This window comes from Streptomyces sp. NPDC029674 (genome assembly GCF_044903205.1).
Taxonomy (GTDB): Bacteria; Actinomycetota; Actinomycetes; order Streptomycetales; family Streptomycetaceae; genus Streptomyces.
In genome coordinates this window covers 260,515-284,658 of sequence record NZ_JBJDPY010000001.1, presented here as the reverse complement: position 1 = coordinate 284,658, position 24,144 = coordinate 260,515, and the positions used below count along the sequence as shown (strand labels likewise).

Genomic DNA, 24,144 nt, shown 5'->3' with positions numbered 1-24,144 from the left:
ACCCTCTCGTCACGGGGACATTCGTTTGAGCAGCTGTTCGTGCTCGTCCTCGGGGACCTGCTCGCCGGAGGAGGGCAGCAGCTGCGGTATGCCGTCGATGACGGGATAGCGGCGCCGCAGCCGGGGGTTGTACAGCGACTCCTCCGGTACGAGGGGCTCCTCCGGGGACAGCAGGTGCAGCGGGCCCTTGTCGAGCGGGCACGCGAGGATCTTCAGCAGCGGGTCGTCGGGGTTCATCCGCTGGTCAACTCCTTGGGGGCGGTCGAGGGTCGGGGAGTGGTGCCGTCGTGCTTCGGCATGGCGATGAGCACGGACACGGCGAGGACGGTGCCCGCGATTCGCAGGGTGAGGCGCACCGGTTCGTGCGGCAGCGCCTCCCCGAACGCGAGCGTGCCGAGCACCGCCGTGAACAGCGATGTCACCGTCGTGCACACGGGGACGATCAGTGACGCCCGGCAGCGCTGCAGGGCGGCCTGCGACATGACCAGGCCGAACGCGCCGGTGAACAGCAGCAGGTAGGGGTAGGGCGAGCGGAGCAGGCCGCCGAGCGCGCCGGCGATGTCGTCCGTCGTCAGATAGCTGGAGACGCCCTTGATGGCCAGCGAGCTCACGCCGTACAGCAGCCCCACGGCGACGCCGTACTCGACGCCCGCCGTCGGCATCCGGTGCCGGTGTCTGGCACGGCGCTCCGCGGAGCCGTACAGCCAGACGCCCGCCGCGAGCGACGGCAGGCACACCGTGAGGATGAGCGCCACGGGCGCGCCGCGGCCGACCGTGTCGCTCTCCTCGCTGAGCGACAGGACCACCATGAGCAGGGCGAGCAGGATCGCGCCGACCGCGTACCGCTCGCGGCCCGAGGTCCGCTCGCCGAGCAGGACGGAGGAGAGCAGCAGGAGGAGGACGAGGCCGGAGACGAAGATGCCCTGGGCGGCGGCGATGGGCAGCGTGCGGTAGACGGCGAGCTGGGCGGCGAAGCCCGCGGCGAGGGCCAGCGAACCGCCGATCCACAGCCAGCTCCCGAGCACCTGCTTCAGGAGCTGCGCGGGCTTGCGGACGCTGACCGACGGCATGGCCGTCAGCGCCCGTTTCTCCAGGACGAAGCCGGTGCTGTAGAGCAGGTTCGCGAACAGCGCCGCAACCACGCCCCACCACATGGTCAGGCCTTTCGGGCGTGCAGCAGGAGGATCGACGCGGCGCTGGGCACGGCGCAGGCCAGCCGGTCGAGGGCGCGCAGCGGGCGTGGCACGCCGTGGAAGGGCGCCCCGGACAGGCGTACGACCTCGAAGCCGGAGGCGGCGACGAACTCGCGCAGGGCGCGGGCCGTGTACAGCCGCAGGTGGCCCACGACCTCCTTGCCCGGGCGGCCGTGGATGGCGCGCAGGCTGACCTCGGAGAAGACGGGCTGTACGCCGGCGAGAAGCAGGCCGCGGTTGTACCAGGCGGCGAGGTTGGGGGTGGAGAGCATGAGGTGCCCGCCCGGCCGCAGCACCCTTCGCAGCTCGTCGAGGGCGCTGTCCGGGTCGACGAGGTGTTCGACGACCTCGCTGAACAGCACGGCGTCGGCCGCCCCGTCCGCGAACGGCAGCCCGCCGTCGGAGAGTTCGCCGCGTACGACGTACGGAATGCGGGCGTGCGCGCGCTTCAGGGCGTCCTGCGACCAGTCGACGCCGATGACGCGGTGGCCCGCGAGTATCGGTGCGGCGGTCGCCGCGGCCGTGCCGTCGCCGCAGCCGATGTCGAGGACGGTGGCGGTGCGGGCGGTGGCGGGGCCGAGTGCGGCGGCGAGGAGGCGGGCCTGGCGCAGGCTGCGGGCGTCGCCGGACGCGACGGGGACGGCCGGGTTCTCGTAGAAGTCCCGGAGTCCGGCGGGGCGTTTGGTGGTCGTGATGGTCACTTGGGCCCCTCCTCCTTCTTCGCGGAGGGCTCGCCGGACTCGGTGTGCTCCGTCGCGTGCAGGTAGTGCTCGAAGAGGTCGCGCAGGTGTGCGCCGTCGCCGTGGCTGAGCAGCGTCCTCGACCAGCGCAGGGCGAGGTGCAGGCGGCCCGCCGTCGACGCCGTGGTGACGGTGAGGCCGCGGGGCAGCCGGGCGGGCGCGGAGAACCACACGGCGTGCGCGCGGCCCGCGTCGCCGAAGTCCAGGGTGTACGGGACGCGGCCGATGTTGCTCAGGAGCGTCGTCGACGTCCAGGGCCCGGCGGCTCTGCGCAGGCCGCGGGTGGCGGCGGCCCTGAGGGTGACGGGCAGGACCGGCGCGGTCAGGAGCGTGGCGCCGCGGCCGAGCTGGGGGCGGGGCAGGGCCTTGAGGGCGCGGGTGCGCTCGGAGGTGCGGCGGAGCAGGTCGCGGGTGGCCTCCGGGGTCCACTCGCGGGACGCCAATTCGTCGGCGCCGAACGGGACTTCGACAAGGCGGGTGCCGTTGCCGATCGGCATGGTGGCGTCACGGGGGCGGTCGTCGACGGGCATGGTGATGCGGAAGGGGCGGGGCCGGGCGCCGTGTTCGCGGTTCCAGTGGGCGATCATCAGCGCGGTGGCGACCATGAGCTGGTCGTTCACGGTGAAGGGGGAGCCCTTGGGGCGGCGCGGCACCGGGAGCTCCGCGACGAGCATGCCGTTGCCGGGGGAGGGCTCGGGCGAGCCCTTCGCGACCCGGGCCGGGGGCGACCACCCCGACGGGGCGTCGGGCGGCGGCTGCTCCTGTGCCGCCTGCGGTCCGGCGGGCGTACGGGACGGGGGCGCGGCCGGTGAGTTGTCCCGGCCGCCGTAGAGCTCGGCGGCCGTCGCGAGGACCCGGAGGCAGGCCGGCCCGTCGAGGGCGGTGTGGTTGATGGTGAGGAAGAGGACGGAGCCCCGGCTGGCGGCGGCGGGGGTGCCGTCGGTGGGGGACGGCGTCACCACTTCCAGGCGGATCGGGGGCGAGGAGGTCAGCGGGGGCGCATCGGCCAGGGCGCGTTCGCGGGCCCGTTTGAGGGCGTCGGGTTCGGCGGGCGGGAACGTCACGACCTCCACGTCCGGGTCCGCCGTCAGCTCCCACTCGTAGCGGCGGCGGTACCAGGGGCCCCGCGCCTCCCGCATCAGGATGCGCGGGTGGCGGCGCAGGGCCTCGCCGAAGGCGGCCCGGAGGCGGTCCGGGTCCGGGGTGCCCGGCAGGTGCACCTCGATGTGCACGGTCTCCGGCTCCTCCTCCTGGAGGCAGTGCCGGGAGACCTCGTCGACGACGGGGAACGGCACGCGTGCGGGCGGCCGCCCGGGGCCGTCCGCGCGCCGTGCCGGGTGTTCCAGTGCGGTCATCGCTGGGTGCCTTCTCCTGTCGTGGACTTTCGCCTGCGGCGCGAGAGGCGCATCGCCCTGCGGCCGGGCGGCGCGGGCTCCGGCTGGGCCGATGCGGGGCCGCGGGCCGAGACGGTCGGGCCCGCGTCGTGGCGGGGCGCTTCCGGTGCGGTGTCCGGGCCGCCGCGCTTGCGGCGGGGCAGCGGGGGCGTCGCGGGGGCGGTGCCGGGCGCGGGCGGGTAGGGCGGGGTCGGGCCGTACTCCAACGTATCCGTGGCGCGCTGCCGTGTCTCCCTCACCGTCACCAGCGCCGCGAACAGCGCTAGGAGAGCGAGGAGTTGGGCCGTGTGGCCGAACGCCCCCTCGTCGGCCGAGACGGTGTCGCCCGCGCCCGTCGCCGCCACGACGCCCGCTCCCGCCATCGCCAGGAACGCGACCGGCACCAGGAGCGCGTGCCGCCACCGGGCGAGGAGTGCGAGTGCCGGGACCAGCAGGGCGAAGGGGCCCGCGATCACGGCGGCCACCAGGGTGAGCGCCACCGTGCCGAGGACGATGCCCGGGGCGGGTGGCGGTCCGGCCGGGAGGTCCGTGTCGGTGTCGCGGCGCCGCCACAGGACCACGACGAGGACCGCAAGGGCGAGGACGCCGACGCCGGCCAGGATCAGCCCGATCTCGTAGATCTGCGACGGCTCGTAGGTCAGCTTGACCGTGCCGCCCTCGCCGTTCGGCACCAGCCAGCCCTGCTGCCAGCCGTCGAGCCGCACCGAGGTGAGCTCCTTGCCGTTGAGGGTCGCCTTCCAGCCGTCGTTCACGTTCTCGTACGTGGTGAGGTACGAGGCCGCTCCCGAGCCGACCGTCACCTCGCGGCGGTCGCCCAGCCAGTCCTTGATCTCCAGCTCGCGGGCTGTCGTGTCGGGGGCGTCCGGCGTGCCGCGGGTCAACGACGCGTCCATGACGGCGAGCGGTCCGGCGTCGCCGGTCTCCACGCTGTGCGCGCCCGCGCCGAGCCGGATCGCCGGGGACTTCTCGCCCTCCTGGCAGAGGGTGATGTCGACCGGGCGCCGGTCGGTGAGGTCACGGACCTTGCCCTTGGCGCTCGTCTCGTACAGCTCGCCGTCGATCGCCATCACCGGGCCCTGGCCGCAGGGCAGCGAGAAGCGGTCCGCGGGGTCGGGCTGCTTGGTGCGGTACTCGTCGAGCGCCGGTACGTACACCTCGGTGAGGCCCACGGGCAGCTGGAGGTCGTTGTCCGCCACCGGGTTGTGGACCGTCAGCGGGGCGGTCTCCGTGATGGTGATGTCCATCTCGTCGGTGGTGATCGGCGCGAAGCGGGCGTTGCCGTTCTCGTCGACGCCCGCGGTCGCCGCGCCGTCCGGCGAGCTGATCTCGATCTTGACGGGACGGGTGGACAGACCGCCGGCGGCGGGCAGCACGATCTCGCCCACCGGCTGCTTGCCCGGCCACTTGAGGTGGATCACGGGACGGTCGGCGGAGCCCGCGATCCACCCCGTCGTCAGGTCACCGTCGGTGAGGTTGCGGGGCGAAAGACCGCTGCCCAGCTTCGCCGTCGAGTCCGCGGTGGCGATGATCTGCCGCTCCTGCTCCGGCGCCACCTTGTAGAGCAGCTCGTCCAGTTCGGCGCCCGGCACGGCGACCGCGCTCGCCTTGAAGTCGTACGCGGCCTCGCCCGTCGTCGTGAAGCGGCGGTGCAGCCCGGCCTCGACGTTCACCGGCGACAGGGCGCCGGGGTCCGAGGAGCGGTGCATGGAGTACGTCGTCGCCTTGGCGTCGGTGGACTTCTCCGCGTCCGTGGGCATCTGGAGGAGCTTGGTGACGCGCACGTCCGGGATGCTGATCTCCGAGAAGCCCGCGCCGGTCAGTCCGGGGCGGCCCTCCTCGGTGTCCAGGATGGTGATCTTGATCCAGTCGGTGGAGCCCGCGCGGGCCTTGATCCGCTGGGCCGTGCCGTTCGGCCGGAGGTCGCTGGTGACGCTGCCCCGCTCGGTCTCCACGCGCACCCGCGTGGGCGCGGAGCGGACGCCGTCCTGCGGCAGCGGCGTGACGCGGAAGGAGGCGGGGACCGTGACCTTCGAGCGGAACTCGGCCTTGATCCACTCGCCGTCCGCCGAGCCCGCGTTGCCCTCGGCCCAGGCCGTGGCCGGGTTTCCGTCGAAGGCGTTCACCGGGTCGTACTGCGGCAGGTGGAAGAGCCAGTTGCCGTAGCTGGACGCCGAGACGGACTTGGCGCCGCGCAGCTCCGCCGTCGTCTGGTGCTCGATGCCCTTGGTCGGCAGGATCTGGTGCGGCTTCTTGCCCGGGTCCTGCACGGCGTCGACGGCGTTCCGCTCGTCGCGGCCGTACGTGTAGGAGGTGTTGGAGTTGACCAGGCCGAAGCGGGTGTCGGCGCGGCGCAGGCCGTCGCCGACCGCTTGCAGGGCCGGCGCCCCGACGCCCGGGTGGTTGTCGCCGGTCAGGACGGCCGGGCGGTCCCGCATCGACGGGTCGGCGGAGAGTGGAAGCAGGGCTTCCGGGCCGCCGCTGACGACCGCCGTGTTGGAGACCGGCTTCAGGCCCGCCTGGCCGGGGCGCTCGGCGCCCTTGCCGGGAGCGTAGATCTCGACCGCGCGCTGGCGCGGATAGAGCCCCTCGACCTGGATCGGGGTGTCGTCCTCGATCTTCCCGCCGGTCGTCGTCGGGCCGAGGCCCGTGACGCGGCGGAAGCCCGACTCCTCCAGGGTGCGCTTCACGGTCGAGGAGGGGACGTGGCCGACCTGGTCGGGGTCGAGGTCGTTGCGTACGACGACGTAGTAGAGACCGGCGCGCGTCAAGTAGTCGCGCAGGCCCGGCACTTGGCCGCCGGTCATCAGCGCCTGCTCGACCGCGTCCATCGCGCGGCGGTTGCCCGGCGTGCCGAACGGCACGTAGTCGCGCTGCGCCCAGCGCGAGTCGGCGAGCACGTCCAGGGGCTGGTCGATGGGCGAGCCCCAGGTGTAGATGCCGTGCGCGGTCGCAGGGACGACGAGGGCACGGGAGTCGGGGGAGTACTTCTCCAGCCAGTCGGCCGTCGCCTGCCAGTACGTCGGCAGCTTCTGGAACGAACCGGGCTGCAGGATCGAGCCGTTGAGGTACGGCCAGGCGAGGCCGGGCAGCACGAGGACGGCGGCGATCAGTGGCGCGTACCGCCGCCCGCGCACCGGCCTGGCACCGCGCGCCAGGGAGGCCACGCCCACCAGATGCATCAGCCCGAAGACCAGCGCGAGCGCGAGGCCCGTCTGGAACTTGTAGATGTTGCGGAACGGCACGAGGCCGCCGTTCAGCCAGGACTGGACGGTGTCGTGGAAGGGCGCGCCGAACGCGCCGCCGTACCCGGCCAGCGTGATCAGGGCGACGGAAAGGACCGTCAGGACCAGCCAGCGCCGCTCCGGCAGATCGCGCCGCGCCAGGCCCGCGAGGCCGAGCGCCGCCGCGAGCGCCGAGCAGACGATCGTCACGACGGCCGTCGCCACCGTCCACCCCGCGGGCAGCCAGGCCTCGCCGAAGTGCAGATACGCCACCCAGTTCCCGGCGCCGCGCAGCGTCTCGGTCGCCGACATCGTGCCGGTCGTGGTGGCCGAATTCTCCACGTAGGGCAGGAAGTTCTCGCCGTAGATGCCGAGCATCAGCAGCGGTACGACCCACCAGGCCGTGGCCAGGATGACGCCCGGCACCCACCAGGTGATCAGCTTCCGCTTGCGCGGGCCGTTCGGCCGGGAGAGGAGATAGAGACCCACGGGCAGCAGCGAGGCGAGCGTCGCCGCCGCGTTCACGCCGCCCATGAACGGGATGATCAGCGCCGAGCGGCACGCGGCGAGCCGCGCGCTGATCCGCTCGTCGGCGAGCGGCAGCAGCACCCACGGCAGCACCGCGCCGGGCAGCGCGGCCGCCGACGTCGACCCGACCACGACGGTGAACGTCGGCCACAGCGCGTACACCACCGCGCCGAGCAGCCTGCTGGGCCGGCTGCCGATGCCGAGCCGCTCGGCGAGCCGCAGCGCGCCCCAGAACGCCGCCGCCACGATCAGCGACAGCCACAGCCGCTCGGCCAGCCACACCGGCAGCTGCACCAGATCGGCCAGACCGTAGAACGGCAGCATCGGGAAGACGTAGCCGACGTACTGGTCCTGGATGCCGCCGAAGCCGCCCCGGTCGTGCCAGAGCTGTCCCAGGTCGGAGAGGAACTGCCAGGGGTCGACGGCGACACCGAGCTTGGTGTCGAACGTCATCCGCCCCGGTTTCACCGCGAGGAACAGCACGAACACCACGGCCCAGAACCCGAGCAGCCAGCGCCGCGAACGCGGCCCCCGCGAGGGTTCAGGGGCATCGGTCGTGGGTCTCGCGGCCGCCGGGGGTGGGGCCTGGACCGTGGTCATGGACACCGCCTGAGAATGAGAAGGAGATTCCAGGTCGCGATCTCGCGCACACCCGGCACCTTGGTGATCGCCCCGGCCAGGAAGGGCCAGTAGCGCGAGCGCGCCGACACGATGTCCACGTCGTCGCGGCCGCGCACCTGGCGCAGGGTCGTGCCGACGTGATGGGCGAAGAGGTTCTCGCCGAGCGTGTGCTTCGCGGCCTTACCGGTACGCCGTTCATAGCGGGCGCGGGCCCGGTCGGCGCCCAGATAGTGCCAGGGCGCCCACTCGTGCCCGCCCCACGGGGAGAGCCAGTTGGTGAACGAGACATAGATCAGTCCGCCGGGCCTGGTGACCCGGACCATCTCGCTCAGAAATGTCTGCGGGTCGTCGACGTGCTCAAGGACGTTCGAGGAGAACGTCACGTCGGCGACGCCGTCCGCCAGCGGCAGCAGATACCCGTCGGCCACCACCGAACCCTCCGGCGGCTTGGCCCCCAGCTCGGCCGGGTCCGGCTCGAAGAGGAAGCACCGCGCGCCGCGCCGCCGGAACTCCTCGGTGAAGTAGCCGCCCCCGCCGCCGATGTCGACGACGACGCGGTCCTTCACCGGTACGTACGCCTCGACCTGGTCGGCGGCGTCCCGGGCGAGGAGGGTGTAGCACCGCTCGGGCTCCCGCTGCTCGCGCAGGAAGGCCCGGAAGAGGGTGGCGGAACGGCGCAGCGAGGGGTCCTTCACGCAGACCCCTGGGGTATTCCGGCCGCGGGTCCCTGGGGCATTCCGGGGGCGTGGTGGGCGGCGACCGCCTCGGCCGCCACCGCCTGGAACTGCCGCACCGTGTTGCCCCAGCGGAACTGCGTGGCCCGCTCACCGGCGGCCTTGCCGAGGGATCTGCGGCGCTCGGCGCTGAGGGCAAGGGTGCACCAGGCGGCGGCGAAGGAGCTCTCGCCGCGGGCGAGGAGCCCGGTCACGCCGTCCTCGACGGAGTCCCGCACCCCCGGCACGTCGAAGCCGATCGAGGGTGTCGAGCGGGTCGCCGCCTCGGTGATGACGAGACCCCAGCCCTCCACCGCCGACGGGTGGAGCAGCATCCAAGCCTCACAGAGCAGCCGGTGCTTCTCGGCCTCGGAGACGTGCCCCTTGAACTCCACGCCAGGACCGGCGAGTTGTTCGAGGCGGGCGCGCTCGGGACCGTCGCCCACGATCACGAGACGGCCGCCCGTGACGGGTCTGACCCGTTCCCAGAGCCGCAGCAGGAGATCGATGCGCTTGTACTCGACGAGCCGTCCCATCGCGAGGAACAGCGGTTCGTCGGAGCGGGCGTGCAGCGGGCCCGGCTCCTCGACGCCGTTGTGCACGATGCGGATGCGCTCGCGCTCGACACCGATCGCCCGCAGCGCCGTGGCGGTCGACGGCGACACGGCCACCAGGAGGTTTCCGCGCTGGGCGCCGGACAGCGCCCAGTGCTCCAGCCTCCGGCCGAGCCGCGCCGCGGGGGCGAGGGCGCCCTGGAAGCGCATCCCCCACAGATCGGTGTGGACGTGGTTGACCAGGCAGAGGGTGGGCCCGTGGTGCCACAGCGGCGCCAGGTACGGCATGCCGTTGCAGACCTCGACGAGCAGGTCGCAGTCGCCGACCTGCCGGGTGAACGCCGAGCGGGCCCGTACGTAGTGGCCGAGGTCGCTGCCGGCGGACACCACGCGGTAGTCGCGGTACGCGGCGGGCCCGCCGCACAGCAGGGTCACCTGGTGGCCCAGCTTGCTGAGCCCGTCGGCGAGCCGGTCGACGAGGAGTTCGGAGCCCCCCGCGGCCGGATTGCCGAGGTCGCGGTGGGCGAGGAAGACGATCCGGCGCGGCTGTGGGGGAGGCGCCGGAATCCGCTCCGCGCGGCGTGGGGTGGCCGCGCGCAGCGAGGACGGTACGTGCTGGGGCATGCGTGCTCCAACTCGTCTCAGGGTGCGGAACTGTGGGGGGTCCGGTCGGGCGGAACGGTCCTGCTGGTTCTGCGAGGGTCATACGGGGGGCGTGCGGGGTGGTGCGGGGCTGTGCTCGGGCGGTGCGGGGCTGTGCGTGGGTGGGGGTGGATAGTTTTCGCCGCCCCGTACCGCGCGGCTACTCACCGAAGTGACAATTTTTGCGCTTTCAAGGGCTGACGTCTCATCACATCGTGGTGGGTTGCAGGGCGGTCGGTGACGCGTCCGGATTCGGACTCTCGGGCTCCGCCGATTCACCGTGCCTTCCGGGACCGTTCGCCCCGTCGTCACGCCGCCGTCCCCGCGCGACGAGCACGACACCCGCCACCGCGAGTACCCCGCCAAGGACGCCCGCACCGAGCGGAAGCGTCTCGCCGACCAGTTCCAGACGGCTGCTGTCGTCGTCCGCGAGCTTCACCTGGGCCTTCTGCGTGGCCGGCGTGAACGCGATCCGCTCGCTGTCGAGCAGCACCGTCGCGTCCTTGTCCGAGCCCGGCGCGCGCAGCGTCTTGCGGGGCCCGATCGCGGCGTAGATGATCCGGCCGGTGCGCCGGTCCGCGACGAGCTCGATGCCGTGGTTGGCGTAGTACTCGTCCGCGATGACCTGGCTCTTCCTCGGCTGACCGACCATCCGCCCCGGCACCTGGCGCGTGCCGGTCTTGGTGGCCTTCACGGTGGCCGTGAAGCGGTAACCCTCGTATCCCTGGATCTTCTTCGTGCCCCGGTAGGTGAGCGGCACGGTCGCGCCCAGCGTGTTGTCCCACCAGCGGTAGGACCGCTTCTCGACGTCGAAGGGGAACTTCAGATAGGCCTCGCCCTCGAAGTACGGCTCCTCGTCGCAGCAGTGCACGGGCCTGTTGGTCTTCCGGTCGGTGACCCAGCGTTCCTTGGTCCACTGGAGCGCGTCGTGCGGGCTGGCGGCGGGCAGCGACTTGTCCGGGTCGACGGATGTCACCACGTCCCAGACGGCCCGGTCGCTGTCGCTGTCCGCGACATCGCCGCGGACCTGCCGGGTGATGGTGAGGTTCTTGTCATGAACGGTCTTGATTTTTCCGGTGTCGAAGTAACTCCCCTTGCCCTTGAAGACCGTGACGGTGTCGATGTCCACGGGCGTACGTTTCGCGCGCGGCTCGACGTACCAGGCCAGCATCGGCGCGAGGACCAGAAGAAACGCGCCGAGCCCGAGAAGGATCAGCGACAGAGGTGAGGCGGTGCGGCGCATGAGGTCACTCCTGGGCTGAGGCGGGAGAAGTGTTACTGAGCCGTATGGGCCGGGAACCGTAGGCGCACCCTTGACGAAGTGTCAATGCATTGATGACACTGAGCACTTGCCGGACGGGGCCGGCACGGGCTGTGCGACCAGGACTTCGTGGCCGGAGCTTCACGACCGGCCGACGGCCTGCGCCCCGGGGTGGGGACGACCTCCGACAGAGAGGCTGACCCTCGCAATGCACCGACTGCTCGCCGCTTCACTCACCGTCGCCGCCGCGGCGCTCCTCGCCGTGGGCGCGGCGCTCGGCATCGTCGCGCTCCTCGGCGCCACACCGGACCAGCCCAACACGCCGCTCGTGCATTACGAGACACCGGCGCGGGGGCAGTGAGCGACGGTGGCCGTGACCCGCGCTCAGCCGTCCGGCGACCGGACGGCCGACGACAGCTTCCCGGACGACCGGACTCCGGATACGGCGGCCGGGCCACCGGCTGAGACGCCGCTGCCCGACGCCCCCCTGCCGGAGCCCACTCCTCCGTCCCCGTCCCCGTCCCCGTCCCCGTCCCCGTCTCCGTCCCCCTCCCCGCACCGCTCGGCCTGGCGCGACGTGCCGCCCCGGCAGGTGCGGGAGTTCGCCGCCCTCGCCCTGGAGGAGGTGCCCGCCCTCGCCCAGGACATCCTGCGCGAGATCCGCGCCGAATACCCCGGCCTGCCCGTCGTCCTCGACGACTCGGGCGAGCCGATGGCGCTGGTCGGCATCCGCCGCGCCCTGGAGGGCTTCGTCCAGCAACTGGCATCCCAGGAGGGCCGGCCGCGCTACCACCTGGAGGTCTTCCAGGAGTTCGGCCGCGGCGAGGGCCTGCACGGCCGCAGCCTCGACTCGCTCCAGGCGATCTACCGCCTGGGCGTACGGCTGGCCTGGCGCCGCCTCGCCGAGATCGGCCAGCAGATAGAGATCCCGCCCCCGGCCATGTACGAACTCGCCGAGTCGGGCTTCGAGTACCTGGACGGACTGGTCGACCAGTCCGTACGCGGATACGCGGAGGCCGCGGCCCGCGAGGCGGGCGAACGGCTTCGGCTGCAACGCAAGTTGATGGAGCTGCTGCTGAGCGAGCGCCGCTCCGACAGCACGGCGAGCCTCTCGCACGGGCCCGGCTCCGGTCCGGCGTCCGGCGGCAAGACCGCACCCCTCGGCAACGCCCTCGGTGAGCGCGCCGCCCGCGTCGGCTGGCAGCTCCCCGAACGCGTCGCCGTCGGCGTCCTGCTGCGCCCCGCCCGGGAGGCCGTCGCCCCCGCCGTCGGCGAGGGCGTCCTGCTCGACATGGAGGCCGAGCAGCCCCGCATGGTGGTGCCCGACCCCGACGCGGCGGGCCGGCCCGAACTCCTGCGCCGCGCCATGACCGGCTGGTCCGGCGCCATCGGCCCGCCCGTCGCCCTGGCCGACGCCGCGAAGTCGCTGCGCTGGGCGGAGGCGGCGGTGCGCCTGATGGAGCGCGGACTGCTGCCCTCCGGTGAGGTGCTGCACTGCACGGAGCACACCGAGGCGCTGGTGCTGCTGCAGCCCGAGGAGCTCATCGAGGACCTGGCCCGCCGCTGTCTGGCCCCCCTGGAACACTGCGGCCCCGCGCACGGCCGCCGCCTCGCCGAGACCCTCCTGGCCTGGCTGGAGACCCGCGGCGGCGCCCCCGAGGTGGCCGCACGCCTGGGAGTCCACCCGCAGACGGTCCGCTACCGCCTCCGCCAGATAAGGGAACTCTGGGGCGACGAGGTGGACGACCCGGACCGCCGCTTCGAACTGGAACTGGTGCTGCGGGCACGCAGGCTGAGGGGGCAGCTGGGGCGGGGCTAGGGCGTGTCTTTCGGATCAGCCCGGCGTGGCGGGCCCTCCAGCCGGCCTGATCCGGACGAGTGGCCCCAGGCGCCCATACTCCCGGCTCCGGACGCCGCCATCACCCGGCAAGGCCGCCACGCCGGAGTTGTATATTCCGCACACAACTTTCACAGTGGCGGGTTTCGCAGTCACCCGGACGGCGCCTAGCCTCCAAGCCTCATGGACTACTGCCACCCGTGCCGCAGGCACCTCAACGGAGCCCTCGCCTGCCCGGGGTGCGGGACTCCGGCCGAAGCGGGCCGGGAGTACACGCGGTCGCTCACCGCCGAAGATGGCCCTGATGGCCGGGACGGCGGCGCGTACGACGAGGATTCGGATGCGCCCCGAGACGGGGGCCGGACCGGAGGCCGTGCCCGCGGTCGCACCCGCCGCAGGGAGCGCGGTCGCGCCGCACACCGGCGCAGGCGCCGCACGCTCCTCCTCGTCACCGCGGGCGTCGCGCTCGCGGCCGGTGGCCTGAGCCTCGCCGAACTGGGCACCGCGGGCCCGTCGGAGCAGCCCACGGCCGCGTCCGCCCCCGATGGCGACCCGGGGGAGAGCGCGTCCGTGACGGGCACCGCGGCGCCGGGCGGCAGCGCGTCGGCGACAGATGCGGTGGCCACGGGGACGGCCCCGGCGAGCGAGAGCGAGCAGGCGAAGGACGCCGAGAGGGAGAAGCGGAAGAAGGCCCGCGAGAGCGGCGCGGGCGAGGGCGGGGACGAGGACGACGGCGAGGACGGGGCGGGGCAGGCCGGGGAGGCCGGCGACGGGCGGCCGGCGCAGCCCTCGGCGACCCCGCCCCCGGCGGGCACCCCGGACGCACCACGTCCGACCGCGGCCCCGCCCGCCACCGAGGCCCCGAAGCCCACCCCGACCCCGGAGCCGTCCCCGACGAGGGAGTGCGACCGCTTCCTGTGGTGGTGCACCTAGGGCGTGTCTTTTGGATCGGTCCGGGCCCGCGACGCCTGGCGCCAATTCCGTGGCGCCAATTCCATGGCGCCGATTACGTCCGCAGTTCGAACCAGACCCCCTTGCCCGTCCGGGCGCCCCCACCCCCGAAGGGCGCCCCGGGCCCGCTCCCCCAGCGCCCCCCACTCATGGCATCGACGAGCCAGAGCCCACGCCCGGACTCGGCGTCGTAGCCCTCGCGCATGACCGGCAGGTCGTCGGGCGCCCCGTCGTACACGGTGACGCGCACGCCCGACGCCACGACGGAGAGCCACACCAGCGACCCCACGCCCACGGCGTGCACGCAGGCGTTGGTGACCAGTTCGGACGTGCAGAGGGCAGCGGAGTCGACGAGGCCGTCGAGCCGCCGGGAGCGAAGGACGGAGGCGACGAAGTCGCGGGCGATGCGGGGAGAGGTCTCCAGGGGCGGACAGAAGAGGGTGTACGTGTACGGGGCGACCTGGGGGTCGGGGGGCCAGGCGGGGGTGAGCGGGGCGGTGGGGAGGGTTTTGGGCATGGCAGGTCAACTCCGTCAGGGGTGCGGGGGTGGGGCCGCCAGCAGGTGGCAATGCCCGCAGGTCGCGGGACCGCGGGTGCGCTTCCAACTCGCGTGGGGCCTGGGTGAGTTCGAGGCAGCGCGGGGCCGCCCTCACCCAGGGTGTCGAGTGCGCTACTGAAGGTAAGGCGTAAGGTAGTGACGGCACAAGGTAATGACGCCTCTTCCCCTCTTTCCGGTGACTCGCCCGCAGCAGGCGCGGCATACTCGTTCAGCCGATCAACCTGGGAGTAAGTGCCAATGCCGCCAAGGAGTTCCCCCACCGCCCGGCAGGAGCGCCTGGGAAGGGAGCTGCGCAAGATGCGCGAACACGCGGGCGTCACGGCCCGTGCGGCCGCCGCGCTGCTCGGCTCGAATCCGATGCAGCAGAGTGCCGTGGAGACCGGGCGCAGCGGCATCAGCGAGGAACGGATCCGGCAACTGGCCGCGCACTGCGCCTGCCAAGACGGTGCGTACGTCGACGCATTGGTCGCCATGTCCTTGGAGCGCGGCAAAGGCTGGTGGGAGAAGTACCGCGAGGTTGTGGCCCCCACCGGTCTCGACCTGGCGGAGCTGGAGCATCATGCCTCCAGGCTCCAGACCTTCGAAGTGGCGCACATCCCCGGCCTGTTGCAGACCGAGGGCCATATGCGGGCCGCATTCCGGTACGTGCTGCCGACCCGGCCCAGCGAGGGGCAGGAAGCCCACGTAGCCTTCCGCACGGCACGTCAGCAAGTCATCTCGGGCCCATCCCCGACCCCGTACGAAGCGGTGATTCACGAGGCCGCGCTACGCATCAGGGTTGGTGGCCGCAAAACGGCCCGCGCGCAGTTGGAGCACATCCTCGACCGTTCCGAATCGGACCACGTGACCGTGTGCGTCGTACCTTTCGCCAGCGAGGACTTCGCCGGCGCGGGGTACTCGATGCTGTATGCGCACGGTCCGGTCCCGCAGCTGGACACGGTGCAGATCGACACCGCGCATGGCGCGCAATTCCTGGATGGGGAGGCAAGGATGACGCGGTACCAGGCGCGCTACGCACGTGTCGCGGGCAGCGCGCTCACCCCCGAGTCCTCGCGGGACTTCATCACCCGCATCATCCGCGAACTGTGAAAGGTGCCACCGTGCCCAACGCCCTCAACTGGCAGAAGTCGACATTCTCCGGCGGAGGCGACGGCGACAACTGCGTCGAACTCGCCGCCACGACGACAGCGATACACCTCCGCGAAAGCGACGCTCCCACCACTGCCCTCAGTACAGGCGCACCGCAACTCCACGCCCTCCTGGCTGCCCTCAAAGGCGGCCACGTCACACCCGCCCGTCGGGCCTGCTGAGGTCCTCTAGCCCTCCGTGCCCAGCATCCTCCGCAGCAGTTCCCGCAGGGTCTCCCGCTCCTCGTGGGAGAGGCGGCCCAGCGGCTCGCGGGCGAAGTTCAGGGAGTCGCGCAGGCCGCGCGCCACCACGGTGCCCTCGGCCGTGGGTGCCGCCAGCTTCACGCGGCGGTCGGCCGGGTCGGGGCGCCGCTCCACCAGGCCACGCGCCTCCAGCCGGTCCACGATCCCCGTGATGTTGGACGGCTCGCACTTCAGCTTCTGCGCGATGCGCCGCATGGGCATAGGTTCGAGGGAGAGCAGCCCCAGGACGCGCGCCTGCGCCCCGGTCAGTGCGTGCCCGGCGGCCGCCTCCTCGTATTCCTCGTGGTAGCGAGCCACAACCGTGCCGATGAGCTCGACGACTTCGAGTGTCAGCGGGTCGGCGCGGGGGACGCGAGGAGGGGGACTCTGGTCGGCCATGGCGACCAGGCTACCGGGTTACTTGACATCGTGAAATATTCAGGAGCATGGTTGTTTAACAACCTCAAGCATTTCCGCGACGCGTTTCGCAGCGCGGCGGTCCGTACGACGCAGTAGGAGGACGCCCCACATGTCCGTCACCCCCGACCAGCTCCCCTCCGTCAGCCGCGAATGGCACCTCGTGCGGCGCCCGTCCGGCTGGCCGGTCCCGGAGGACTTCGCGCTGCGCGAGGCCCCCGTCGAGGCCCCGGCCGAGGGCCGCGTCCTGGTCCGCAACCTGCACTTCTCCGTGGACCCGTACATGCGGGGCCGGATGAACGACGTGAAGTCGTACGTCCCGCCGTTCCAGCTCGACCGCCCCATGGAGGGCGGCGCGGTCGGCGAGGTCATCGCCTCGAACGCCGAGGGCTTCGCCGTCGGCGACCACGTCCTGCACTTCGCGGGCTGGCGCGAGTACGCCTCCGTACCGGCCCAGCACGCCACGAAGGTCGACCCGGAGGCCGCCCCGCTCTCCGCCTACCTCGGCGTGCTCGGTATGCCGGGCATGACCGCGTACGCCGGGCTGCTCGAAGTGGCCTCCTTCAAGGAGGGCGACGCCGTCTTCGTCTCGGGCGCGGCCGGTGCCGTGGGCAGCCAGGTCGGCCAGATCGCCAAGCTCAAGGGCGCCTCGCGCGTCATCGGCTCGGCGGGCTCCGACGACAAGGTGAAGCTCCTCGTCGAGGAGTACGGCTTCGACGCCGCCTTCAACTACAAGGACGACAAGCCGGTCGCCGAGCAGCTCAAGGACGCCGCCCCCGACGGCATCGACGTCTACTTCGACAACGTCGGCGGCGAGCACCTGGAGGCCGCCATCAGCCGCCTGAACGTGCACGGCCGCGTCACCATCTGCGGCATGATCTCCAGCTACAACGACAAGGAGCCGAACCCGGCCCCGCGCAACCTCGCCCTGGTCATCGGCAAGCGCCTGCGGCTGACGGGCATGCTCGTGCAGGACCACAACGACCTCCAGCCCCAGTTCGTCCGCGAGGTCGGCGGCTGGATCCGCTCCGGCGAGCTCAAGTACCGCGAGACGGTCGTCGAGGGCGTCGAGAACGGTGTGGACGCGTTCCTCGGCATGCTCCGCGGCGAGAACACCGGAAAGATGATCGTCTCCCTCGCGTGATTTCCGGCATCCGATAAAGTGATTCCAGAAACCGTGGTTGTGGGCGCGCGCCACGTCACATCTCAGGAGGAATGAGCAGGTATGTCCATCCAGAAGATCGACGTCAAGTACACCGCCGTAGCCACCGCGGAGAACGGCCGCGACGGCCGTGTGGCCAGCGACGACGGCAAGCTCGACGTCGTCGTGAACCCGCCGAAGGAGATGGGCGGCAGCGGCGCGGGCACCAACCCCGAGCAGCTCTTCGCGGCCGGCTACAGCGCCTGCTTCCAGGGCGCCCTCGGCGTGGTCGCCCGCAAGGAGAACGCCGACATCTCCGGCTCCACCGTGACCGCCAAGGTCGGCATCGGCCAGAACGAGTCCGGCGGCTTCGGCCTGGAGGTCGCGATCACCGCCTCCATCCCGAACGTGGACGCGGCCACCGCGCAGTCCCTGGTCGAGAAGGCGCACCAGGTGTGCCCGTACTCGAACGCCACGCGCGGCAACATCAAGGTCGAGCTCGAGGTCGCCTGACCTCTCCGGGCCGTATGTGAGGGCCGCACCCCTGACCAGGGGTGCGGCCCTCCGTCGTATCCCTGTTCAGCCGGTGGCCAGCGCCGCCTCGTGCAGAGCCCGCACGAGCCGCTCGTTCTCGGCGGCGGGGCCGCCCGGGAACGCGAACCGCCGCCGCGTGTACCCGTACGCGAGCCCGCCGCGCGGATCGGCGAACGCCTGGGAGCCGCCCGCGCCGCTGTGCCCGATGGTCCCGGCGCCCAGGAACGGGTACACGGCCACGGACGTCGCCTGGAAGCCGACCGCGAACGCCTTGAAGGCGCCGGCCACCAGGTCGTGCCCGACCGACTGGACCTGCCCGAACTCGGCGACCGTGTCCGCCCGCAGCAGCGGCTCCCGGCCGTCGACGCCGAAGACCGCCGCCGCGTACATCCCGGCGAGGCCGCGCGCGGACGCCACACCGCCGATCGAAGCGGGCCCCTGGGCGCGCAGGAGACGGGAGTTGGGCACCGACTCCAGGTCGGTGGGCTCGGGGGCGTTGCGGTTGAAGGCGATGGCGGCGAGGGTCTGCGGCTGTGGCGGCGCCGCGTCGAGCAGCGCCGCCTGCTCGGCCGTGGGCGCCATCGGCTGCACGGAGCGGAACCGCCCCTCGTGCTCCTCGGGCAGACCCAGGAAGAAGTCGAGCCCGTACGGGGCGCGCACTCGTTCCTCGTACACCTCCTTCAGGGTCCGTCCGGTGGCGCGGAACACGACTTCCCCGGCGAGGGCCCCGATGGAGAACGCGTGGTAGCCGAAGGCGGTCCCCGGGCGCCAGAAGGGGCGCTGCGCGGCCAGGCGCGCGGCGACCGCCCGGTCGTCGGCGAGCTCCTCCGGAGAGAAGCCGGCGGAGGCGCCCACCACGCCCACCCGGTGCGCGAGCAGCTCCCGCAGGGTCACCGCGCCCTTGCCCTCGGCGGCGAACTCCGGCCAGTACGCGGCGACCGGCCGGTCCAGCTCCAGGACCCCGTCCTGGACGAGCAGGGCCACGACGAGGTGCGCGGCGCCCTTGGTGGAGGAGTAGACGCCGTAGAGGCTCTCGCCCGTGACGTCCGGGCCCACCCAGAGGTCGACGACCGTGCGTCCCCGCACGGAGGCAGCCAGCTGGCCCTCGTACCCGGGCAGCTCGTTGGCGAGTACGGCGGTGAACTCCTCGCGCACCGCCTCGTATCCGTCGGCGACCGTGCCCTCTACTCGGATCTCACGGGTCATGGCGGCGGAACCTCCAGGGGTGCGGCGGCAGACTGGTCGGTGCGGCATCGACCTGATCAACCGCCGCGCCCCGCAAGCGCATTCCCGCTATCCGCCGACGCTCAGCAGCGCCCGGCCGACCTGCGGGAAGACCCCCTTCGGATGGTCCCGGAAGAGCGGCTCGGTACCGAAGAGCACCACCTCCGAGGCCCCGTCCCGCCCGCTGACGACGGCGGCGCGGCCCGCGGCGTCCGCGGGTCCTCCGGTGCCGTCCTCCAGCGCCCGCCAGTGCCCGGAGACGAGGGGGTTGCCGCTGCCGTACTTCTGCTCCACGCGCACACCGGGGCCGAGGTCGGTGAACCACGACGGCGAGTAGACGAAGCTGTGGTCCGGCGCCCCGCCGGTGACCGTGCCGCCCGCGTTGGCCACCCGGACCACGCCGTTGGCGTCGCCGTTGCCCTCGACGGCCTTCACGGCGAGCAGCCCGGCGTCGGCGTTGAGCGCGGCTCCCGCCGCACCCCGCCCGACCAGGCCGCCGCCCCCGGCGAGGAACCGGCCGAGGCCGGTCCTGGCCGCCTGATTCAGCTTGTCGTGGTCGAGTCCGGCCGACACGAAGAGTACGTCCGCCCTCTTCCAGTCGAAGCCGGAGTTGAGCACGGCCGTCGACACGGGCACGACGTCGAAGCCCATCTCCCGCAGCGCGAACAGCTCGCCCGGCGTGACGGCCGCCGCGACCCGCGTACGGTGCAGCGCGGCGCCGCCCTCGGCCTTCGTGGCGTCGAAGGCCACGTCGTACTTCTTCGCGACGGCGGTCGCGGCACGCCGCGCGGGCGACGGCAGGACGGCGCTCCCGTCACGATCCCGGCGTACCGAAACACCCTGCTCCAGGAGGGAGTTGAGGGCCGCCACCTCGCGCGGGTCGTCTAGCCGCAGCCGCAGGTTCCCGCGGGGCGCCACATACCCGACCCGGGCAGCGGCACGCACCTCGCGCGTGTGCACGCCGTCCAGATCACCGCTCTTGACGGCGTCCACGCTCGCGCCCCACAGCCGGCCGAGGCTCCACCCCGAGATGTCGTACATGGTCGACACCTTGTCGCTGATGTCCCGCCCGTCGGCCAGCATCACATTGGCCAGGCCGCGCTTGGGCTGGTGCATGTCGACGACGTACGAGCCCTTCGGGTACGTCCGCCCGCCGAGCCGGAAGCCGTGGCGCGCACGCTCCACGCGCACGTCGTTGGCGACCAGATGATCGACGAGGCGCGCCGCCGCCGTCGCGGACCGCTGCCCGCGCCCGCCCGCGGAACCGCCCGCTGGGATGACGTACGCGCGCGGGAACTCGGTCGTGTACACGTCCTCGGGCCCGATCCCCGGCACCCCAGGCACCGTCTCCTCCGAGACCGGCACCTGCTCCGCGCCCGTCGCGCCGCGCCGGAAGACCTCGATCTGGTCGGCGATCAGCGAGGCGCGGCGGCTGTCGGCGAAGTCGATGGCCGCCCGCATCGCCGCGCCCGCGATGTCCACGTTGACGGCGGCCCTGCGGCGCAGCTCCGGGACCGGCTGCTTGTCGTACTCCGCGTTGTTCACCTGCATCGGGAACTCGATGGTGTGCGTCGCGACCGCGCCGTGGAACGGCATGTACTGCGGAGTGAAGATCGGCGGCCAGTCGTCCCAGCCCTCCTCCTGGTCGCGGAAGGGGATGACCGCGGGCAGCACGCCGTCCTTCTCCTCGGTGTAGCCGAGGCCGTTGACGGCGGCCTCCATGTCGAGGGCGTTGGCGTAGGAATTCTTGAGGAAGAGGTCGTACTCGTAGTTCTCGCCGTGCGGGGGAGTGGTCGGCTCGATCAGCGTGCCGTTCACGTACCCGTGCAGGTCGAGCATGACCGCGGGCTGCTTGGCGACGGCGATCTGCCGGACGGCGCGGGTCTCGGGCTGCGAGGCGGTGATGAAGTCGCGGTTGAGGTCGAAGCCGTTGGCGTTGGCGCGGGTGCCCGCGATGCGGCCGTCGGGGTTGGCGGTGATGTTGAAGTAGAGGCGGTTGTGCGCGAGCAGGGACCGGCTCTTCCCGTCCTTCGCCTTCGCCAGTCTCTCGATGAGCTTCAGGGCGGCGTCGGTGCCCTCCCACTCGTTGCCGTGGATGTTGTTGTTGATGAAGACGGGCGTCTTGTACGAGGACTTGATCGTCTTGTCCTCGGCGGCGGCCGCGGGGAAGTCCTCTATTCGCTCCCGCATCCGCTCCTGCCGTGCCGTCTCGCGCGCGGACTCGGGCGCGGTGACCGTCACCAGGTAGAGCTGGTGTCCGCCCGCGGAACGGCCCGCGATCTCCACGCTCACGCGGTCGCCGACGCGCTGCAGGGCGTTCAGCTTCGGGGCTATGCCGTGGTACGGCGTGAGCCCCAGCTTTATCGACTTGTCGGCCGGATTCTCCGGAGGTGCGGTGAGCTTCCGCTCGCGCGGGTATCCGCCGCGGCCCTTGTCGCTGCCGAGGTGCGGGGCCGGGGTGCCCTCCAGGGCGCGTTCCGCGGCTCCCTCCGGCGCCTCGGCGGCCCGGTCGGCGCCGAGCGGCGAGCCCTCGCGGACGGCGGGGCGCGGCGTCGGGTCCGCGGTCGCGCTGCCCGGGGCGAGCGCGGTGAGGACCAGCGCGCCCGCGGTGGCGGCGGTGGTGAGCAGAACGGGTCTGGATGGCCGGGATATACCCATACGTACCTCCGGGAGATCGGTAAGCGAGGTCTTACCGGTTCAACTCCCGTTCAACAAGAGGGCCTTGTTCCACAGCTGTGCACCACCTGTGACAGTCCTGCCGACCGCCGCCGGACAAACCCCCGCCCACCTGCGGCTAAGGTGTGCCGCATGCGCGATCTGGGTCTGGGCTTCGGCTACTTGATGAAGGGGCAGCGCTGGGTCGCCCAGCACGGCAAGCAGTACGGATGGGGGCTGCTGCCCGGCCTCATCACACTCGTCCTCTACGCGGGCGCACTCGTGTCGCTCGCCCTGTGGGGCGGCGACCTCGTCGGCTGGGCCACGCCGTTCGCCGACGACTGGTCCTCGCCCTGGTCCGGCCTGTTCCGCGGCTTCCTGACGGCCCTGCTCTTCGCCCTCGCGCTGCTGCTCTCCGTCCTCACCTTCACCGCGGTGACGCTGCTCATCGGCGACCCCTTCTACGAGAAGCTCTCCGAGCAGGTCGACATCTCCGAGTGCGGCCACGCCCCCGAGTCGGGCCTGCCGCTCTGGCGTGACCTGTGGATCTCGGCGAGGGACAGCCTGCGCATCGTCGTGCGCGCGCTGTGCTGGGGCGTACTGCTCTTCGCGCTCGGCTTCATCCCGGTCGCCGGCCAGACCGTCGTCCCCGTGATCGGCTTCTGCGTGACCGGCTTCTTCCTGGTCGAGGAGCTCACCGCGGTCGCCATGCAGCGCCGAGGCATCGAACTCCGCGACCGGCTCGCCCTGTTGCGCTCCCGCAAGAGCCTCGCCTGGGGCTTCGGGACGCCGCTCGCCGTCGCCTTCCTGGTGCCGTTCGTCGCGGTGTTCCTGATGCCGGGCGCGGTCGCGGGCGCGACGCTGATGGCACGGGACCTGCTGGGCGAGAACGGCGGGAACGGCGACGGCTCACGTGCCGGCGCGGCCGGTGGTCAGGACGACGAGGCGGCCGCCCGCAGGATCCCCCGCACCTGAGCGATGATGTCGAGCCGGTTCCGCACGAACTCGGGATCGGTGACGGCACCCGTCGCCGGGTCGGTGTTCCCCGCCCCGAATTGCAGGACCGGCGTGTGCACATGGCCGCCGGGCAGCCGGTCGCGCAGCCCGAGGCGGTCCCGCAGCAGCGTCGCGCGGTAGGCGATCTCGTTCGACAGGTAGTCCCCGCCGCCGCCCGCCCGCGCCGTCGACCCCTCGGTGGGCCCGTCCGGCCGGACCACGGGCTCGCCGCCGCCCGCCGGTATCTCGGTCACCGACGTGTTGTCGTACACGGGGAAACGGCCGGTCTCCGCGGCCACGATCTCCTTGTACGGGAGCGTCGTCGACGTCCACTGGGGCTGCGTGGCGGGGTCGCGCACCGGGACGGTCCCGGTCCGCGACAGGTTCTCGTTGTCGGGGAAGCCGCCGCGCCAGGCGCCGTTGGTCCGCTCGATGTCGAACCGTCCCACGCGGCCCTGGCTGATGGTGGTGAAGAGGTCGACGCGCGGCAGATGCGGGCGGAGCGCCTTCTCCACGGCCCCGTCCGCGAAGTCCTCCCAGCGGACCGGGAAGACCACCGCCTCGACGCGCGCGGGCCCGTCGGCGGTCCGGATCGTCGTGCCGTCCAGGGCGAGCGCGGCGGCGCCCGACGGGTTGCTGATCCGGACGTCACGGTCGAGCGTGAACGGGTCGAAGCCGGTGACGAGGACGCGCTTGATGTGCTGCCCCGCGGGGTGGCGGACGGTGTCCTGCCCGCGTGAACTCCGCTCCAACCCGCCCATCAGAGCAGCCCGTTGGCCTTCACTCAGCCGGAAGCGGGCGGGCTCCCACTGCCGCAGCTCCCGCGTCATCCCGAGCCGAGCCCAGTACAGCGGTCGGTCGTCGTCCTTGCTGAGGCCCGCCGTCCGTCCCTTGCCCTGCGCCCGGTCGACCGCCCGCCGCCACAGCGACTGCCCTTCGCGTACGACCAGACGCCGGGCCTGGTCGTAGGAGCGGGCCCGGCCCAGCGCCGCGGCGAACTCCGGCGCCACCGCGTCGAATCCGCTGCGTCGCAGGATCTCCTGGGGGGCGGCGCGGCCGAGCCGGGCCTCTTCGGCGGTGGGGGCGGCCCGCCCCGCGGATGTGGGGGCGGCGGATGCGGGGGCCGGGGCCGCGGTGAGCCCGGCCAGCAGGGCGGCGACGCCGAGGGCGCCGAAGGTGCCGAAACGTGAGAGCACGCGAGTCCTTCCGTGACGGGTGAGGTGGCGGAAGTATCGCGGGGCGTGTGGGGCGAGCGCTACGGTGCCTACGGTGCCTTGCGCATCAGGCGGACGCGGGCCGCCGCCGCGAGGAGCGCGCAGCCGGCCGCGCCGACCACCAGGTCGGTCCAGCCCGGCGCGCCGGCCTTCCGCAGCACGGCGGAGACGCCGAACGAGGTGTCCCACGCCGACTCCGTGATCGCGGAGCCGAATCCCTGCACGAGCAGGATGACCCCGAAGAGGGCGAGGAGCCCCGCGGTGCCGGTGTGCTTCCCGGTGCTCTTCCCGCTTGTCGTCTTCTGGTTCTGGCTGGACCTCTGGCTGGACATGTGTGGCTCATCTCCCCGAATGCGGCGCCTCCGCGGCACCGCTTTTT

At 72.5% G+C, this 24,144-nt stretch carries 22 protein-coding genes; 8 read left to right on the top strand and 14 right to left on the bottom strand.

The genetic code is table 11. The features are described 5' to 3' along the window. Positions 1–9 precede the first annotated feature (9 nt). The 8 genes from ACI2L3_RS01245 to ACI2L3_RS01210 form a co-directional block, all read right to left on the bottom strand. On the bottom strand, positions 10–237 hold the full coding sequence (locus ACI2L3_RS01245; RefSeq protein ID WP_404750214.1) for a Trm112 family protein: 228 nt from the start codon (positions 235–237) through the stop codon (positions 10–12). After that, entirely contained in the window at positions 234–1,142 is a 909-nt protein-coding gene (locus ACI2L3_RS01240; RefSeq protein ID WP_404750213.1) for a hypothetical protein, read from the bottom strand. The genes ACI2L3_RS01245 and ACI2L3_RS01240 overlap by 4 nt, the downstream gene beginning before the upstream one ends. A gap of 14 nt (positions 1,143–1,156) precedes the next feature. Continuing rightward, a complete protein-coding gene (locus tag ACI2L3_RS01235; RefSeq protein WP_404750212.1) occupies positions 1,157–1,894 on the bottom strand; it encodes a class I SAM-dependent methyltransferase in 738 nt (245 codons plus the stop codon). Further along, positions 1,891–3,288 (bottom strand): condensation protein, encoded by a 1,398-nt coding sequence (locus tag ACI2L3_RS01230; protein WP_404750211.1) that lies wholly within the window; start codon positions 3,286–3,288, stop codon positions 1,891–1,893. Before ACI2L3_RS01230 ends, ACI2L3_RS01235 begins: the two co-directional genes overlap by 4 nt. Further along, on the bottom strand, positions 3,285–7,676 hold the full coding sequence (locus tag ACI2L3_RS01225) for a DUF3367 domain-containing protein (protein ID WP_404750210.1): 4,392 nt from the start codon (positions 7,674–7,676) through the stop codon (positions 3,285–3,287). The genes ACI2L3_RS01230 and ACI2L3_RS01225 overlap by 4 nt, the downstream gene beginning before the upstream one ends. Further along, positions 7,673–8,392 carry a class I SAM-dependent methyltransferase gene (locus ACI2L3_RS01220; protein WP_404750209.1) on the bottom strand — a complete coding sequence of 240 codons (720 nt, stop codon included), beginning with the start codon at positions 8,390–8,392 and terminating at the stop codon, positions 7,673–7,675. The genes ACI2L3_RS01225 and ACI2L3_RS01220 overlap by 4 nt, the downstream gene beginning before the upstream one ends. Next, positions 8,389–9,588, bottom strand: a complete 1,200-nt coding sequence (locus ACI2L3_RS01215; protein ID WP_404750208.1) for a glycosyltransferase family 4 protein — start codon at positions 9,586–9,588, stop codon at positions 8,389–8,391. Before ACI2L3_RS01215 ends, ACI2L3_RS01220 begins: the two co-directional genes overlap by 4 nt. 226 nt (positions 9,589–9,814) lie before the next feature. After that, positions 9,815–10,849: a DUF3068 domain-containing protein gene (locus ACI2L3_RS01210; protein WP_404750207.1), complete on the bottom strand. Its 1,035-nt coding sequence runs from the start codon at positions 10,847–10,849 to the stop codon at positions 9,815–9,817. Between the two features lie 226 nt (positions 10,850–11,075). On the opposite strand from ACI2L3_RS01210, the gene ACI2L3_RS01205 reads away from it, so the two are divergent. From ACI2L3_RS01205 to ACI2L3_RS01195, 3 genes are all read left to right on the top strand, one after another. Next, positions 11,076–11,228: a hypothetical protein gene (locus tag ACI2L3_RS01205; RefSeq protein WP_404750206.1), complete on the top strand. Its 153-nt coding sequence runs from the start codon at positions 11,076–11,078 to the stop codon at positions 11,226–11,228. A gap of 216 nt (positions 11,229–11,444) precedes the next feature. Continuing rightward, positions 11,445–12,686 carry a helix-turn-helix domain-containing protein gene (locus ACI2L3_RS01200; RefSeq protein ID WP_404750685.1) on the top strand — a complete coding sequence of 414 codons (1,242 nt, stop codon included), beginning with the start codon at positions 11,445–11,447 and terminating at the stop codon, positions 12,684–12,686. Between the two features lie 201 nt (positions 12,687–12,887). Continuing rightward, on the top strand, positions 12,888–13,637 hold the full coding sequence (locus ACI2L3_RS01195) for a hypothetical protein (RefSeq protein ID WP_404750205.1): 750 nt from the start codon (positions 12,888–12,890) through the stop codon (positions 13,635–13,637). Between the two features lie 73 nt (positions 13,638–13,710). Here the strand turns inward: ACI2L3_RS01195 and ACI2L3_RS01190 are convergent, their stop codons facing one another. Beyond that, positions 13,711–14,172, bottom strand: coding sequence for an ATP-binding protein (locus ACI2L3_RS01190; RefSeq protein ID WP_404750204.1), 462 nt, complete (start codon positions 14,170–14,172; stop codon positions 13,711–13,713). 339 nt (positions 14,173–14,511) lie between these two features. Between ACI2L3_RS01190 and ACI2L3_RS01185 the strand changes: the two genes are divergently transcribed. Further along, positions 14,512–15,303: a DUF5753 domain-containing protein gene (locus tag ACI2L3_RS01185; RefSeq protein WP_404750203.1), complete on the top strand. Its 792-nt coding sequence runs from the start codon at positions 14,512–14,514 to the stop codon at positions 15,301–15,303. 11 nt (positions 15,304–15,314) lie between these two features. Then, positions 15,315–15,524, top strand: coding sequence for a DUF397 domain-containing protein (locus tag ACI2L3_RS01180; protein ID WP_404750202.1), 210 nt, complete (start codon positions 15,315–15,317; stop codon positions 15,522–15,524). A 6-nt stretch (positions 15,525–15,530) separates the two neighbouring features. On the opposite strand, the gene ACI2L3_RS01175 is transcribed toward ACI2L3_RS01180, so the two are convergent. Then, a complete protein-coding gene (locus ACI2L3_RS01175; protein WP_404750201.1) occupies positions 15,531–15,983 on the bottom strand; it encodes a MarR family winged helix-turn-helix transcriptional regulator in 453 nt (150 codons plus the stop codon). 130 nt (positions 15,984–16,113) lie between these two features. Here ACI2L3_RS01175 and ACI2L3_RS01170 point away from each other — a divergent pair, with 130 nt between their 5' ends. Together ACI2L3_RS01170 and ACI2L3_RS01165 are read left to right on the top strand one after the other, a co-directional pair. Beyond that, positions 16,114–17,145, top strand: a complete 1,032-nt coding sequence (locus ACI2L3_RS01170; protein ID WP_404750200.1) for an NADP-dependent oxidoreductase — start codon at positions 16,114–16,116, stop codon at positions 17,143–17,145. Positions 17,146–17,226: 81 nt separating this feature from the next. Further along, a complete protein-coding gene (locus ACI2L3_RS01165; protein WP_404750199.1) occupies positions 17,227–17,655 on the top strand; it encodes an organic hydroperoxide resistance protein in 429 nt (142 codons plus the stop codon). A 66-nt stretch (positions 17,656–17,721) separates the two neighbouring features. Here ACI2L3_RS01165 and ACI2L3_RS01160 read toward each other — a convergent pair whose 3' ends face one another. Together ACI2L3_RS01160 and ACI2L3_RS01155 are read right to left on the bottom strand one after the other, a co-directional pair. After that, the gene (locus ACI2L3_RS01160; protein ID WP_404750198.1) at positions 17,722–18,882 is read right to left on the bottom strand and encodes a serine hydrolase domain-containing protein; all 1,161 of its coding nucleotides are present in this window, start codon (positions 18,880–18,882) and stop codon (positions 17,722–17,724) included. Between the two features lie 87 nt (positions 18,883–18,969). Next, positions 18,970–21,558: a M14 family zinc carboxypeptidase gene (locus tag ACI2L3_RS01155; RefSeq protein ID WP_404750197.1), complete on the bottom strand. Its 2,589-nt coding sequence runs from the start codon at positions 21,556–21,558 to the stop codon at positions 18,970–18,972. Positions 21,559–21,708: 150 nt separating this feature from the next. Between ACI2L3_RS01155 and ACI2L3_RS01150 the strand changes: the two genes are divergently transcribed. Further along, positions 21,709–22,530 carry an EI24 domain-containing protein gene (locus ACI2L3_RS01150; protein WP_404750196.1) on the top strand — a complete coding sequence of 274 codons (822 nt, stop codon included), beginning with the start codon at positions 21,709–21,711 and terminating at the stop codon, positions 22,528–22,530. On the opposite strand, the gene ACI2L3_RS01145 is transcribed toward ACI2L3_RS01150, so the two are convergent. Continuing rightward, entirely contained in the window at positions 22,488–23,747 is a 1,260-nt protein-coding gene (locus ACI2L3_RS01145; RefSeq protein WP_404750195.1) for a pyroglutamyl peptidase, read from the bottom strand. The two genes, ACI2L3_RS01150 and ACI2L3_RS01145, sit on opposite strands and share 43 nt — an antisense overlap. 68 nt (positions 23,748–23,815) lie before the next feature. Then, positions 23,816–24,097 (bottom strand): hypothetical protein, encoded by a 282-nt coding sequence (locus tag ACI2L3_RS01140; RefSeq protein ID WP_404750194.1) that lies wholly within the window; start codon positions 24,095–24,097, stop codon positions 23,816–23,818. Positions 24,098–24,144 lie beyond the last annotated feature (47 nt).

What these genes read in the sequence shown, in the direction of transcription:
- ACI2L3_RS01245 (WP_404750214.1), bottom strand. Translation starts at nt 237, where the DNA reads ATGAACCCCGACGACCCGCTGCTGAAGATCCTCGCGTGCCCGCTCGAC.
- ACI2L3_RS01230 (WP_404750211.1), bottom strand. Translation starts at nt 3,288, where the DNA reads ATGACCGCACTGGAACACCCGGCACGGCGCGCGGACGGCCCCGGGCGG.
- ACI2L3_RS01225 (WP_404750210.1), bottom strand. Translation starts at nt 7,676, where the DNA reads ATGACCACGGTCCAGGCCCCACCCCCGGCGGCCGCGAGACCCACGACC.
- ACI2L3_RS01215 (WP_404750208.1), bottom strand. Translation starts at nt 9,588, where the DNA reads ATGCCCCAGCACGTACCGTCCTCGCTGCGCGCGGCCACCCCACGCCGC.
- ACI2L3_RS01210 (WP_404750207.1), bottom strand. Translation starts at nt 10,849, where the DNA reads ATGCGCCGCACCGCCTCACCTCTGTCGCTGATCCTTCTCGGGCTCGGC.
- ACI2L3_RS01205 (WP_404750206.1), top strand. Translation starts at nt 11,076, where the DNA reads ATGCACCGACTGCTCGCCGCTTCACTCACCGTCGCCGCCGCGGCGCTC.
- ACI2L3_RS01195 (WP_404750205.1), top strand. Translation starts at nt 12,888, where the DNA reads ATGGACTACTGCCACCCGTGCCGCAGGCACCTCAACGGAGCCCTCGCC.
- ACI2L3_RS01190 (WP_404750204.1), bottom strand. Translation starts at nt 14,172, where the DNA reads ATGCCCAAAACCCTCCCCACCGCCCCGCTCACCCCCGCCTGGCCCCCC.
- ACI2L3_RS01185 (WP_404750203.1), top strand. Translation starts at nt 14,512, where the DNA reads ATGCGCGAACACGCGGGCGTCACGGCCCGTGCGGCCGCCGCGCTGCTC.
- ACI2L3_RS01175 (WP_404750201.1), bottom strand. Translation starts at nt 15,983, where the DNA reads ATGGCCGACCAGAGTCCCCCTCCTCGCGTCCCCCGCGCCGACCCGCTG.
- ACI2L3_RS01170 (WP_404750200.1), top strand. Translation starts at nt 16,114, where the DNA reads ATGTCCGTCACCCCCGACCAGCTCCCCTCCGTCAGCCGCGAATGGCAC.
- ACI2L3_RS01165 (WP_404750199.1), top strand. Translation starts at nt 17,227, where the DNA reads ATGTCCATCCAGAAGATCGACGTCAAGTACACCGCCGTAGCCACCGCG.
- ACI2L3_RS01160 (WP_404750198.1), bottom strand. Translation starts at nt 18,882, where the DNA reads ATGACCCGTGAGATCCGAGTAGAGGGCACGGTCGCCGACGGATACGAG.
- ACI2L3_RS01155 (WP_404750197.1), bottom strand. Translation starts at nt 21,558, where the DNA reads ATGGGTATATCCCGGCCATCCAGACCCGTTCTGCTCACCACCGCCGCC.
- ACI2L3_RS01150 (WP_404750196.1), top strand. Translation starts at nt 21,709, where the DNA reads ATGCGCGATCTGGGTCTGGGCTTCGGCTACTTGATGAAGGGGCAGCGC.
- ACI2L3_RS01140 (WP_404750194.1), bottom strand. Translation starts at nt 24,097, where the DNA reads ATGTCCAGCCAGAGGTCCAGCCAGAACCAGAAGACGACAAGCGGGAAG.